15 protein-coding genes are annotated in these 13633 nt (G+C 47.5%); 9 read left to right on the top strand and 6 right to left on the bottom strand.

The genetic code is table 11. The features are described from left to right. Positions 1–7 precede the first annotated feature (7 nt). Together DFR60_RS01495 and DFR60_RS01490 are read right to left on the bottom strand one after the other, a co-directional pair. Positions 8–1666 (bottom strand): AAA family ATPase, encoded by a 1659-nt coding sequence (locus DFR60_RS01495; RefSeq protein WP_167437477.1) that lies wholly within the window; start codon positions 1664–1666, stop codon positions 8–10. A gap of 49 nt (positions 1667–1715) precedes the next feature. After that, positions 1716–2675, bottom strand: coding sequence for a radical SAM protein (locus tag DFR60_RS01490; protein ID WP_110321296.1), 960 nt, complete (start codon positions 2673–2675; stop codon positions 1716–1718). A 90-nt stretch (positions 2676–2765) separates the two neighbouring features. Between DFR60_RS01490 and DFR60_RS01485 the strand changes: the two genes are divergently transcribed. The 3 genes from DFR60_RS01485 to DFR60_RS01475 are packed head-to-tail and all read left to right on the top strand — an operon-like array spanning position 2766 to position 4224. Continuing rightward, positions 2766–3470, top strand: coding sequence for an AzlC family ABC transporter permease (locus tag DFR60_RS01485; RefSeq protein ID WP_110321295.1), 705 nt, complete (start codon positions 2766–2768; stop codon positions 3468–3470). Then, positions 3467–3802 (top strand): branched-chain amino acid transporter permease, encoded by a 336-nt coding sequence (locus DFR60_RS01480; protein ID WP_110321294.1) that lies wholly within the window; start codon positions 3467–3469, stop codon positions 3800–3802. The genes DFR60_RS01485 and DFR60_RS01480 overlap by 4 nt, the downstream gene beginning before the upstream one ends. Further along, positions 3799–4224, top strand: coding sequence for a hypothetical protein (locus DFR60_RS01475; protein WP_110321293.1), 426 nt, complete (start codon positions 3799–3801; stop codon positions 4222–4224). The genes DFR60_RS01480 and DFR60_RS01475 overlap by 4 nt, the downstream gene beginning before the upstream one ends. A gap of 99 nt (positions 4225–4323) precedes the next feature. On the opposite strand, the gene DFR60_RS01470 is transcribed toward DFR60_RS01475, so the two are convergent. Further along, positions 4324–5202: a helix-turn-helix transcriptional regulator gene (locus DFR60_RS01470; protein ID WP_110321292.1), complete on the bottom strand. Its 879-nt coding sequence runs from the start codon at positions 5200–5202 to the stop codon at positions 4324–4326. 187 nt (positions 5203–5389) lie between these two features. On the opposite strand from DFR60_RS01470, the gene uxuA reads away from it, so the two are divergent. Continuing rightward, a complete protein-coding gene (uxuA, locus tag DFR60_RS01465; RefSeq protein ID WP_110321291.1) occupies positions 5390–6445 on the top strand; it encodes a mannonate dehydratase in 1056 nt (351 codons plus the stop codon). Between the two features lie 92 nt (positions 6446–6537). After that, complete coding sequence (locus DFR60_RS01460; RefSeq protein ID WP_110321290.1) at positions 6538–7386, top strand: SDR family oxidoreductase; 849 nt, start codon at positions 6538–6540, stop codon at positions 7384–7386. A 135-nt stretch (positions 7387–7521) separates the two neighbouring features. Here DFR60_RS01460 and DFR60_RS01455 read toward each other — a convergent pair whose 3' ends face one another. After that, a complete protein-coding gene (locus DFR60_RS01455) occupies positions 7522–7704 on the bottom strand; it encodes a hypothetical protein (RefSeq protein ID WP_110321289.1) in 183 nt (60 codons plus the stop codon). Between the two features lie 169 nt (positions 7705–7873). Between DFR60_RS01455 and DFR60_RS01450 the strand changes: the two genes are divergently transcribed. Beyond that, entirely contained in the window at positions 7874–8494 is a 621-nt protein-coding gene (locus DFR60_RS01450; RefSeq protein WP_110321288.1) for a LytTR family DNA-binding domain-containing protein, read from the top strand. A 102-nt stretch (positions 8495–8596) separates the two neighbouring features. Here the strand turns inward: DFR60_RS01450 and DFR60_RS01445 are convergent, their stop codons facing one another. Both DFR60_RS01445 and DFR60_RS01440 read right to left on the bottom strand, forming a co-directional pair. Next, positions 8597–9478 carry an aldose 1-epimerase family protein gene (locus tag DFR60_RS01445; protein ID WP_110321287.1) on the bottom strand — a complete coding sequence of 294 codons (882 nt, stop codon included), beginning with the start codon at positions 9476–9478 and terminating at the stop codon, positions 8597–8599. 29 nt (positions 9479–9507) lie between these two features. Then, a complete protein-coding gene (locus DFR60_RS01440) occupies positions 9508–10554 on the bottom strand; it encodes a LacI family DNA-binding transcriptional regulator (protein ID WP_110321286.1) in 1047 nt (348 codons plus the stop codon). A 241-nt stretch (positions 10555–10795) separates the two neighbouring features. Between DFR60_RS01440 and DFR60_RS01435 the strand changes: the two genes are divergently transcribed. From DFR60_RS01435 to DFR60_RS01425, 3 genes are all read left to right on the top strand, one after another. Beyond that, a complete protein-coding gene (locus DFR60_RS01435) occupies positions 10796–11599 on the top strand; it encodes an ABC transporter permease (RefSeq protein ID WP_110321285.1) in 804 nt (267 codons plus the stop codon). Next, complete coding sequence (locus tag DFR60_RS01430; RefSeq protein ID WP_110321284.1) at positions 11575–12366, top strand: ABC transporter ATP-binding protein; 792 nt, start codon at positions 11575–11577, stop codon at positions 12364–12366. Before DFR60_RS01435 ends, DFR60_RS01430 begins: the two co-directional genes overlap by 25 nt. Positions 12367–12450: 84 nt before the next feature. Next, entirely contained in the window at positions 12451–13539 is a 1089-nt protein-coding gene (locus tag DFR60_RS01425; protein ID WP_110321283.1) for an ABC transporter substrate-binding protein, read from the top strand. Positions 13540–13633 lie beyond the last annotated feature (94 nt).

Below are 13633 nucleotides of genomic sequence, written 5' to 3'. Positions count from 1 at the left end.
GATTGTTTTAGCCAGATAACCTGCCTGCCTCGCAGTGAATTTCCTTAAATACCATCTCGCATCTTTTTTTATCGTGAGCCAGTCCCACACAGATAATATCTCCCTGTAATCCTATATAATATTTTTGATCAAGAATCTGCTGCAGTGCCTCCTCCTTCAACCGTTCCAAATCATCACCCTGCTTGAATTCTATAATCACATGACTATGAGAGGGCATAAGCGATTCCAGTGTGATATCACTCCTGCCAAATCCAGCCTCTATATTGCTGGTTACCCTGTAGGCTCCACGAAGCGTGATACACATTCCCAGGAACAGCATATGATAAGCATTTTCTTTCGCATCCATATAGCTGGTGCAGGATATAACGATATTCTGATAAAGTTCAAAAAACGGTTTCATATCCCTATTTACCAGACAAGAAAGCATTCGCTTCAGATCAAGACCGTTAACACCGGCCAGTTCGGAAATCAACACCTGAAACTCAGACATCACTTCGTCATTCGGAATCCTTACTACCGCTGTATTTTCGTCTACCCGCCGGAGGGCAGTTAAATAACCGGAGTTTACAAGAAGCCCCCATAAACTGTAATTGCTGTCCCTCTCTATATAAGAAGTCTCTAATGTAAGCCAAACGGGGATTTCCTCGCCTGATGCTAAACGGTCGAAGTCTTCCCAGAATCTGTGATCTGCGGCTTTTAATGCCTTTTTTACAAGGAAATTGGAAGAAGTATTAATCCAATAGTTATCCAATGAGCCTATATCGGCATAATTTAATATAGACCATGGATTGTACATCTCTATGCCGCCAAAAAGGTAACCATCATACTTCTTTTGTACCCATTCATCCAGGGTTAAGCCATATTCAGCTAAAAGAGTCTCTGTTTCAGAAACGGTCAGTCCAAAATAGGGGGCATATTGTCTGTGCAGCACCGTATATACCCTGGCGTTGTTAAACTGAGAAAAGATACTTTCCTTCGCAATACGCTGGACGCCGGTAAGCAGAGCCTGATCCAGATACGGATTTCCTTTCATAGCGCTTCCATATAAATTCGAGAAAAATACACCGGTCTCATGATGATAACCATATTCATAGCTGCTTATAATCGGCTGATCATACTCATCAATTAGAAGAATAGGCTGTATGCCATATGCATTACTCACAACCTGAGTCAGCAACCGTATGGAGTTCGTAAAAAGCGCATGGTGAGACTGTGGATTACGCAGGATTTTAATCATATCATAAAAATCATCAGCCTCCAGCGATCCCTTCGTAAGTTTGTTTTTTAGTAGTTTTTCATATCGGAAATACTCCTGATATATCTGTTGTTTTACAAAAAGCAGCATCTCATTACTGGTAATACCTTTGCAATCCTTCATTGTAAAAAAGATAACCGGCCGGGAGTTGATCTGATCGGCATATTCTGTATCCATGATTGCCAGGTTCTTAAATATTACTCTGCTGTCTTTTGTAATATCAAAAAATTCCCGCAGCATTGTCATATTAATGGTCTTTCCAAATCTTCTGGGACGGGCAATAAGCGCCACTTTATCATTCATTCTCAAAAAGTCTTTTATCATCAGGCTTTTATCAACATAATAACTGTTATCTCTTCGTACTTCTGCAAAATCATCATTCCCTATTGGTAAAGTTCTTTTTCTGTTCATATTGGCAGTCCTTTCCGAAGCATACACTTTATGGATTATTACCATCATATCATACATTTATCGTACTTTCCAACCCTTCTAAATCAAAAGGCGGCGTATATTCTTCTTTTGCGCTGCTTTTTTCCTGCATAAAACCATGGACAAGTCCCAGCTCAATGGCGGTATCGACTACCTTATAGTATTCATACGACGTAATGCGGCGGTTGATCTCCGGAAAACCGCCGCTTTTATAAAATGGGGTGTACTGGCTCATCAGGCTCACATCGAACTTCCCTTCCGGAAGATGTTCCTTCATCCAGTGCAGCAGTAACATGGAATCGTCCTTCGCCCCGGGCAGCACCATGTGGCGTATGATGACGCCCTTTTTCATAAGCGTGTATGCGGGGGCATCGGGGTTTTCCGGATCGTGACAGGAAGTGAATTCGGGCGTCCCGGTCTGCCGGATCATCTGCAGAATGGCGGCCGATGCCTTTTCAAAGTAGTCCGGCGCCTTGCTGTAGCGGGCGGACAGCCGGGAACTGTAGTATTTCAAATCGGGCAGCCAGATGTCCACGTAGCCCTTAAGGGCTTTTACCACTTCTGTCCGTTCGTAGCCGCCGCAGTTATAGACTATGGGGATGGACAGCCTGGGCTTTACGAGATCCAGGGCGGAGATGACGGAGGGAAGATACTGGGTGGCGGTGACGAGATTGATATTGTGAGCGCCTTCATCCTGAAGGCGAAGAAAGATATCGCCAAGCTGCCGGACCGTGATCTCCTTTCCCAGTCCCTCCTGACTGATGGGGTAATTCTGGCAGAAGCAGCAGCGAAGGGTACATCCGGTGAAAAATACTGTGCCGCTTCCGTGGATTCCGCTGATCCAAGGCTCCTCCCACTGGTGAAGGGCCGCCCGGGCCACCATGACGGTATCGCCGCAGCCGCAGAAGCCCTTCGCTCCAGCGGTGCGGCGGTCGACCATACAGCTCCTGGGACAGAGCGTGCAGGAATCATATTGGGAAATCAAATCCATCGTGAACCTCCTGTATTTGACAAAATCACTTTTCTACATTAATATAGTAAACAATATACATAAAAAAAGCAAGTGAACAGGTGATAACACATGGAAAATCAAGAGAGAATAAGAGCTTTGAAGTACGCGTTTCCCAGGACGGTGCCGGTGATGGCGGGATATCTTGTGCTGGGAACCGCCTATGGAATTTTAATGAACATCAACGGTTTCGGTATCTGGTGGGCCCTCGCCATCAGCGTGTTTGTCTACGCGGGAAGCCTGCAGTATCTGGGAATTACATTTCTGACGGCGATGGTGAATCCCATTTATGCATTTTTAATGTCCCTGATGCTGAATGCCCGACATCTCTTTTATGGCCTTTCCATGCTGGACAAGTATCGTGACGCGGGGAAATTAAAGCCGTATCTGATCTTTGCACTGACGGATGAGACATTTTCCATCGTATGCCATGAGGAGCCGCCGAAGAGCATTCCGAGATACTGGGTCTGCTTCTGGATCTCTATCCTGGACCAGTGCTACTGGGTGGCGGGAACCGTCATCGGCGTGCTGCTGGGGAGTCTGATTACGTTTAACACCACAGGGCTGGATTTCGCTTTAACGGCATTGTTTGTCGTCATATTTGTTGACCAGTGGAAGTCAGGGCACGGACATAAAGCCGCGTTAACCGGCGTGGCGGCTTCGGCGCTCTGCGTGGTGATATTCGGACAGAGCGCATTTATCATACCGGCCATGATTCTGATTCTGGCTGCGATTACATGGGATTATAAGAAGAGTGGAAAGGAGATGGAGGCATGAGCGGACATACCGTACAGGGAATTACGATTATAGCTGTGATGGCGGCGGCCACGCTGCTCACAAGATTCCTTCCTTTTATTCTGTTTCCGGCAGGAAAGAAGACTCCCAGATATATTACTTTTCTGGGAACAACACTTCCCTATGCTACAATCGGGCTTTTGGTGGTATACTGTTTAAAAGGCGTTAATTTTATTTCCTGGCCGCATGCGCTGCCGGAGATAATTTCGGTCGCGGCGATCGTGCTTCTCCATGTCTGGAAGGGCAATTCGCTTCTGAGCATCGGAGCGGGAACCGTGATCTACATGGTGCTTATACAGGGAGTGTTCGGATGAACAAAAAATCAAAGGTTGTGAAAACGTACGGGGCCGTTCATAAGAAGCGGCTTCCGGTTATACTGGCTGTGGCGGCGGTTCTGGCTGTGGCGGGTGTCATCATTGGCATGAATGTCTATGATGAATACCACACGTACCGCAGCAGCGAGGCGACAGAATTTGAGACGACGGCAGAGGAGAAAAACGGACTTCTGCTGACCTCAGAGACGAAGACGCTGCTGGGAAAGGTCTACGCGGGCTTTACTATAAAGGATGCAGAAAGCGGCGGCGCCATCTATCAGTGCCCCGATCTTTATCTGGTCAGGGATCTGGCTTCCATCAGCTGGGGAACGGAGGATACTTCTGTTCTGCTGACACAAAAGGATGGAAGCAGTGTGATCTATGTCCGGGCCGGGAACCGGTGGGAGAAGGAGAGCCGTTAGGCGAGATGCTGTGGGGAAGCAGCGTTTTGTCAGGAGAGGGGCGGCAGGCACTGATTGGGCAGACACAGAATTGGCAGGTACAGAATCGCCAGCCAACGCTCAATAACCCTCCGGAAGGGACTTCTGCTCCCTGAATTCCTTCGGTGAGAGACCGAATTCCTTTTTAAACGCCCGGTAAAAGCTTGTATAATCTGAGAAACCGTACTGATGGTACAGCTCGCCAAATGGAATCCCTGACAGGATTCCATTTTTGCTTGCCTGAAGACGTTTCTTTAAAATGTACTGATGCAGGGAGATTCCCATATTATCCTTGAATACGTGGGAAATATGGTATTTGCTTGCATAGAAGAATGACGCCAGGTGGTCCAGGGACAGATCCTCGTCCAGGTGGTTGTTGATATAATCGCAGACATTTAAATAGAGCACATTTTCATAGACTGCGGGAACCTGGTGGAGCAAGTCGTAGGTAATCCGGTTCAAATGAAGCAGGAAGGAACAAACCATCAAGTGGGCTGATGTCTCACGAAACGGTCTGGTTCCCCTCATCTCTTCGATCATGTCCAGAAGGCGTCCCTGGAGATCCTGAAAAGTGATAAAATCCGTCCGGAAATGGTACTGCTTTTTTTCTGCCACATGGAGGAAGCTGTATGCAAAATCCACGGAACTGGCCGCCAGCGCCTCATAATAGGGGCGGCTGATCCAGAGCACGAACCTGCGGTAGTCCTGCCCGGTGGAATGGAAGATGGGATGGTGCCTCGTCTCCGGGGGGATCATCAGATAGTCGCCGTACTGCAGCTCATACCGGTTCCCGTCCACCTCATAAGTCACGTCTCCGTTCAGGAAAAAATAGATCTCATAATAGGGATGGGTATGATCTACCACATGATCCAGATCCATATCATTGTAAAAAAATACCTCAAATTCCCCGGAATTCATATATTGTCTGGTATTAAAACCGGTAGATAATTCTTTTTTCATGTAAAAACCTCCAAAGATAATGGGCGAAGTCTGTTACGTTATATATAGTATAGTAGAGAACCGCAACTTTTGCAATGTGAACGGCAACTAAATCCATGGTATTCAAAACAGATTTTGTTATACTAAGGTCATGAGGCAGCGAGATGATGGGCTGCAGACAAATTGCTAATATTCAAGGAGGTTTATCATGAAATTATCATTCAGATGGTACGGAGACGATGACAAGGTAACGCTGGAGCAGATTCGCCAGATCCCGGGCATGCATTCCATCGTAACGGCCGTATATGACGTTCCGGTCGGCGAGGTATGGAGCAATGAAAGCATTGCAAAGCTTAAAAAAGAAACCGAGGATGCGGGCCTTGCGTTTGAGGTGATCGAGAGCATTCCGGTTCACGAGGACATCAAGCTGGGCAAATCGACGAGAGACCAGTACATTACCAACTACTGCGAGAATATCCGCCGCGTTGCAAAAGCGGGAATCAAATGCATCTGTTATAATTTCATGCCTGTCTTTGACTGGACAAGAACTCAGCTGGACCATGTGCTGGAGGACGGTTCCACGTCACTGGTCTATTATCAGGATCAGGTAGATAAGGTAAACCCCCTTGAGAGCGACAGCGATTTAACACTTCCCGGCTGGGATTCCAGCTACACAAGAGACGGCTTAAAGAAGGTGGTATCCGAATACAACGCCATGTCGGAAGACGACTTATGGAACAACTTAAAATACTTTCTGGAAGCCATTATTCCGGTAGCTGCGGAGTGTGACGTAAACATGGCAATCCACGAGGATGATCCCTGCTGGAGCATCTTCGGACTTCCGAGAATCATCACCTGCGAGGAGAACTTAGACCGTTTCTTAAAGCTGGTTGACGATAAGCACAACGGCATCACCCTCTGTACCGGTTCCCTGGGCTGCTCCAATAAGAACGACGTGGTAAAGATGGCGGCTAAATATGCGGCAATGGGAAGAATCCACTTCGTTCATGCGAGAAATGTGGCGGTTCTGGACAACAACCAGGGCTTCGAGGAGAGAGCGCACTTATCCAGTTGCGGTTCCCTTGATATGTTTGCCATATTAAAGGCGCTTTATGACAATGGCTTTGATGGATATATGCGTCCGGATCATGGCCGCATGATCTGGGGCGAGACAGGACGAGCCGGATACGGCCTCTACGACAGAGCGCTGGGCGCCACCTATTTAAACGGACTGTGGGAAGCCATCGGCAAAATGAGCCGGTAGATGTAAGACAAAATCAAAATTAGAAATCTTGAGACAGAAAATCAATGATTTGTAAATCAACGATTATTAAAATAGAAAGAGGGAAATGACTTATGGGATTATCATTTGGAACGGATTTAACAGGAAAAGTTGCAGTTGTTACAGGCGCAGGCGGAGTTTTATGCGGTATGTTTGCCAAGACACTGGCTGAGGCGGGCGCAAAGGTTGCGGTTCTCGATTTGAACGAAGAGGCGGCCGGCAAGGTTGCAGAGGACATCGTGGCAGCTGGCCATACCGCAAAGGCATATAAGGCAAACGTTCTGGAGCGCGAGAGCCTGGAAGAGGTTCACGCAAAGGTGCTGGCTGAGTTAGGTCCGTGTGACGTTCTGGTAAACGGCGCAGGCGGCAACAATCCGAAGGCACAGACGACGAAGGAATACTTTGAGATGGGCGACATCGAGGCGGATACCATATCCTTCTTCGACTTAGACCCGAAGGGCGTGGAATTTGTATTCAACTTAAACTTCCTGGGAACCCTGCTTCCGACACAGATATTCGCAAAAGACATGATCGGCAGAGAAGGCTGCAACATCTTAAACGTTTCCTCCATGAACGCCTTCACCCCATTGACGAAGATTCCGGCCTACAGCGGCGCGAAGGCGGCTGTGAGCAACTTCACCCAGTGGCTGGCTGTTCATTTCTCCAAGGCTGGCATCCGTGTAAATGCCATGGCGCCTGGCTTCTTTGTGACAAAGCAGAATGAAAAGCTTCTCTTTAACGAGGACGGAACAGCTACTGCGAGAACTGCTAAGATTCTGGCAGCGACTCCAATGGGACGGTTCGGCGAGGCAGAAGAATTAAACGGAACACTTCTGTTCCTGTTAAACAATGAGGCAGCCGGCTTCATCACAGGCGTGGTTATTCCGGTTGACGGCGGTTTCTCTGCTTATTCAGGAGTGTAAGAGATTCAACTTTTGCTATCATGTATGCTAGAAAGCGGGAGGTTTGATATTTCGTGTCAACCACGTCTCCTGTCCGCTGAAAAATGACCGGGAGTGTCGGACACAAAATGGTTGTGTTCGCCATTCCCGGTCATTTTATTTGTCTTCCGCAGTATTCTTTGCGTGGGTGATGTAAGGGTATAAGTCTTCGTAAGCTTCTTTTTCCGCCTCCGTTTCAGGCAGGGCAGGGATAAGGCCGGTGCAGTCCATGGTGGAACACGCCTGGATATCAACATCGAAATCATCGGGCTGACTGATTGCATTTTTATCTTTTTCCATAGGTATCTCCTTTCACAAAAGTAACTGATGTTAGTGTGAGGAGTTTCGTTATATTTATGCGTAACTTGCAGAATATCTTGCATTGCACGTCACAGCCTGAAGAAAAAAACGTTATATAATATGAGATCTCAAAATTATATGATATCAGGAAATTACGGAGGTAGCGTGCATGAAGATAGCAGTGTACGCAGGCAATACGTCACAGCTGGATAATGCAAGAGAATATTTTGAGAAATGGAAAAAAAGAGGGATTCTGTTAAATGAAGACTATTTTTTATCTATGGCAGAATTGCTAAATGCCGCGGAGGAAAAAAAGTATCATGCAATCCTTGTCTATACAGATTCTGATGGGGCAACAAAGGAATCCGATTTCGATCAGCTGAAGCAGAAGGAAAAGGAGAGTTTAATTATCTATATTTGCGGACGTAAGGACCAATGGAAGAAATTGTCTCGTGCAAAATATACGGCGGTATTTAATGGACAGCCTATCGTTTACAACATGGAGGATATCTGCTTTCTGGAATCCTATGACAGGAAGACCAGCGTGGTGCTTGGAAAGAAAAAGATACGGGTTAAGGCCAGGCTGGATGTCGAAGAGCAGAGGCTCTCCAATTACCATTTTGCACGCATTAATCAGTATAACCTGATTAATATGCTGCAGATAAGCAGCATGGAGGGGGATGAGATTCATATGGCAAACGGCGAGAAGCTTTATCTCAGCAGCAGCCGCAGAAAATTATTTATGGAGAAATACAGGCAGTTTACCCAGGAAAATTTCAGCGTTGTGTGATAGAAAAAACGGAATAATCGGGAGGAGACAGTGAAAGAAAAGGCTGTCTCCTCCCGATTATTTGTTTTTATCTGTTTTCCTGAATTATCTGGACCATTCCAATCAGATAATCCTCATGGTAAGACCGTAAGTTTTGCTTTTCCCTGTTTCCAGCTTCTGTACATGATTCTTATGGACGAATTCATCATCTTCCGTTGCGTAAATACCGGAACCGTTCCATGGCTCCACGCACAGGAATGGGGCTTCTGCCGGGTAAGGGGTCCAGAATGCGACTGTTTCGAAGCCAGGGAATCCCACCTCAATTCCGTGTCCCGTATTCTTATTGATGATGGATACTTTCCTTGAGTTTAAGTCGTCAAAGTATACAGCGTCATCCTTGAACAGCTCCCTTGTGAGCGGCAGCCTGCGGCTGTGATCGAGACGGGGAACTCTGTGGGAGGGGTCAAACTGTAAATGTTCCAGATCGTAGACCATGCTGGATGCGGTCTCGTCCTCTTCGAATTCCAGTTCGTAATCGGTGAAGGAAGCGCCTTCCTCCATCGGACAGTTAAATCCGGGATGAGCGCCGAGGCAGTAGTAGATGGTTCTGTCATCGGTGTTGGCTACGCAGTATTCCATGGAAAGCATGCCGTTCTCAATGACATAAGTTAAGGAGAGGCAGAAGGAGTATGGATAAATGGCTTTCGTCTCTTCCGTATCGTGAATCTCAAAGGTAACCATGGTATCGGACTGTCTGGTGACCTGGAAATCGACATCGCGGCAGAAGCCGTGTTTTTCGATATGGTAAGTCTCCCCCTCGATGATGGTCTTGTTGTTCCGGCAGTTTCCTACGATGGGAAACAACAGCGGGGAACAGCGGTTCCAGAATTTCGGGTCTCTCTGCCAGATGTATTCTTTTCCGGTACTGTCCTTATAGGAGATTAACTGGGCGCCGATGCTGTCGATGACAGCAGATCCGTTGGAATCAAAGATCGTTACGAGCATAAAATTTACCTCTTTTCTTCTATAATTAATTATTTTGATTTTGCTAAGTTTCTGGAAGGATGGTACTGACCGCAGCTTTCGCGGCTGGCCAGGTAATAGGGCAGGTTCATGCGGATCGGAAGGCGGTGGCCGCCCTCGATGCGGTCAATCAGGATTTTCGCCGTCATCTGTCCCATCTCCTCCACCGGCATGTGAATGGTGGTCAGCATGGGGGAGAGATACTGGGCCGTATCGATATCATCAATGCTGATGATGGAGACATCCTCCGGAATCCGGCATCCAGTTTCCTGTATGGCTCTCATGGCTCCGATGGCTGTCACATCATTGCCGCAGAAGAGGGCGGAGACATCAGCGCCCCGGTCAATCAGCTGTCTGGCGCCGCGGTAGCCGCCTTCCGATGACAGAGGGACATCTGCTACGTATTCCTTCTTCAAGGGAATGCCGCCTGTGTTCAGCGCGGTGCAGTATCCGGTGTAGCGGTCCTCATCCCTGGTCTCCCCGATATATCCGATTCGCGTGTGGCCAAGGCTCATAAGGTGGTTCATAGCGGTCAGCGAGGCCTGGTAGCCGTCACTGATGACCTGGTCGTACTTTGCATCCAGAATATTCAAACCGGTATAGGCGACGCAGTTAAAATACTTCTTTAAAAAACTGAGCGTCTGTTTATCGCACCGTCCCAGCACGACAACGCCGTCCACATGGTTGTCCGTAATGAGACGGAAGGTGTTGGGATGATGGATGTCAATGGCAGTAAAGGAATACTTGAGCACATAATTATGCTTAAACGCCTCCTGTTCAATACTTCGTGCCAGCGTGGAGAAAAAAAGATCCGATTTAGAATCCTCTGTCCGGGCAAAGAGACAGGCAATCGAGCGGGAGAGCGGTTCGGGAGAATCGGAGCCTCCCATCTTCAAATCGCGGGCCGTGCTGTTGGGCGTATATCCCGTGCGCCTCACAATCTCCCAGATCCGGTCCTGCACCTCTTTGCTGGCCGCATTTGTGCTGTTTTTATTGATGACTCGGGAAACCGTGGAGATGGATACGCCGGCTTCTTTGGCGATTTCTTTCAGTGTCATAAACCAGCCCCCTTTACTTGAGTTTAACATCCTTATTATTTATGCCAGTTTATCATAAGTATACACGAAAAATGGACAAAATGCCATAGGTGAATGGTCAAACGTTTGCGTGAAGTTTTATCTTTACGGTTACGCAAACGTTTGACTAAATAAGGGGTGCTATTTTTATACAATGTGTTATAATGTACACATGAAATAGATGCGTGTATTGGGAAAAATCACAAAGAAAGGGGATTTACAAATGTCTTTTGGAAATTCTGAAAACAAAAAGAAGAAGGACATCGTTGCCGCTATACCAAACTGGGGCTGGCTGCTTATCTCATTTTTGGTTGCCATGATACTCTGGTTCTGGCTTTCGGTCAATCCGTCTACAGCGAGAAGCTTTCCATTTCTTCCGGAAGTAATTAAGTCACTGAAAACCATGATTGAGAGAGGTGTTCTGTGGAACGACTTTTCAAGCAGTATGATTTCTGTTATTCTGGGATTTATCCTTGGATTTGTCACCGCAGTGCCGATTGCATTTATGATGGCTTGGTACCGCCCGGTACGATACATAGTAGAACCATGGATTCAGTTTATTCGTAACATTCCGCCACTGGCATACGTACCGCTGGTTGTTATTGCGGCAGGTGTTGGCAGAAAGCCGCAGGTGATCGTTATCTGGCTTGCAACCTTCTTAATTATGTGCGTTACCATTTATCAGGGTGTCCGCAATGTGGATGAGACACTGATCAAGGCCGCCCGGGTTCTGGGAGCAAAAGACAGAGATATTTTTGTGAAGGTTATTTTCCCGGCAACCACCCCATTTATCATCACGGCAGTCCGTCTCGGCGTATCCGTTGCACTGACAACCTTAATCGCCGCAGAATCGACAGGTGCCGTAGCAGGACTCGGTATGAGAATTCGTTCTTTAAACAACAGCTTCGATGTTCCGCCGATGCTTCTCTACATCATTATCATCGGTATCATCGGAATTACGAGTGAAAAGATCATCAAATATCTGGAAAGGAAGTTCACGGGATGGCAGGAAACGAGAGAAATATAAAGGTTAAGATCGATCATGTGGAGAAGATCTATGAAGGCCGCAAGGGCCGTATGGTGGCGTTAAACGGCATTGACTTAGATATTATGGAGAATGAATTTATCTGCGTGGTCGGCCCTTCCGGATGCGGAAAGTCTACCCTGCTGAATATTATCGCAGGCCTTCTCCCGGCCACCTCCGGCGCCGTTTACGTAGACGGCAAGAAGGTGGAAGGCACAGGCACGGAACGAGGCGTGGTTTTCCAGCAGTATGCCTTATTCCCATGGCTGACCGTATTAAAGAATGTTATGTTTGGCCTTAAATTAAAAGGTATGAACGACGCACAGGCCAGGGAAATCGCCATGAAGTACATCAAGATGGTGGAACTGGAAGATTTCGTGGATGCATACCCGAAGGAGCTGTCAGGCGGTATGAAGCAGAGGGTGGCGATCGCCAGAGCCTATGCGGTACAGCCGGAAGTGCTTCTCATGGATGAGCCCTTCGGAGCTCTGGATGCGCAGACGAGGACCCAGCTTCAGTCAGAACTTACAAAGACGTGGCAGGAAGAGAAGAAGACCTGTTTCTTTATCACCCATGATGTGGAGGAGGCCGTCATTCTGGCCACCAAAGTCATTATCATGAGCGCGAGACCGGGCCGCATCAAAAAGATTGTGGACATCAATCTTCCGTATCCGCGTACGCAGGAGATGAAGATGGAGCTTCCATTCCTGGATTTAAAGACGTATATCTGGGGCGAGGTTTATCAGGAATATCTGGAAGTGCGTAAATAGGGAGTGTTTATTGGAACATTATAAAAACCAATATTTTATAAAAAACTCAATGTTTTATAAAAACCATTAAAGGAGGAAAACATTATGAAGAAGGCGTTACCATTAATTATGGCGGCTCTGGTAGCTGCATCACTGGCAGGCTGCGGAAGCACCAAGACAGAGGCAACAACAGCGGCACCTGCGGAGACGACAACGGCCGCGGCGGCGGAGACGACAAAGGAAGAGGCAAAGGCTGAGGAGACAACAGAGGCTCCTACAGAAGCCAAGGCAGAGCCTATCACCATGAATGTGGCATATATGCCAAACTACGGAAGCTTATGGTCCGTGATGACGGCAAAAGAAAAAGGCTTTTTCGACGAGGAAGGCATCACCGTTAATCTCGTAGAATTCGCAGACGGCCCTACCATCATCGCAGCCATGGAGTCCGGCAGCATCGATGTCGGCTACATCGGACAGGGCGCTCATAAGCTTTGTGTCAACGGCCAGGCGAAGATCTTCGCTCTGTCCCATATCTCCAACGGCGACGCTTTAATCGGCGGCCCTGGATTCACAAAGGTTGAAGATTTAAAGGGAAAGAAAGTTGCTTATTCTTCCGGTACCTCCAGTGAAGATATTCTGGTCAACAGCCTGACAAAGGCCGGCATGACCATGGATGACATCACAGCTGTAGATATGGACGCCTCCGGTATCGTAACCGCTATGATTTCCGGCGGTGTTGACGCATGTGCCACATGGTCACCAAACAGCTTAAAGATTTTAGAGGAAGTAAAAGATTCCACAAAGATCTGTGACAACTTAACCTTCTCTGATACGACAGTATCCCTTGCAAGCTGGATTGCAACACCAAAGTATGCAGACGCGAACCAGGATAAGCTCCTGCGCTTCACAAGGGCTTTATTCAAAGCCATGGACTATGCTGCAGACGATCATTACGATGAAGTTGCCAAGTACGTATCCACGCAGACAGCAACCGATTACGACAGCGTTTACGCACAGCGCGGCGACGCAGACTGGCTGACAGGAAAAGAAGTAGCGGAAGGCGCCAAAGACGGCACCGTTGAGAATTACTACAAGATTCAGCAGGATAACTTTATCAAGGCCGGCGCAGTAGAGAAAGAAGTTCCGGTAGCCGATTACGTTATGCTGGATAACATGATTGAAGCAGGCAAGTAAGAGTAAAAAGTAACACACAGGTGAAGAGAGTGTCCCGGAAATTCTATTTCCAATTCAGAGACACTCTCTTTTCTAAGGCGGGATGGCGAAATGC

Source organism: Hungatella effluvii, from assembly GCF_003201875.1.
Lineage (GTDB): Bacteria > Bacillota > Clostridia > Lachnospirales > Lachnospiraceae > Hungatella > Hungatella effluvii.
This window is presented reverse-complemented; position numbering and strand designations above follow the sequence as displayed.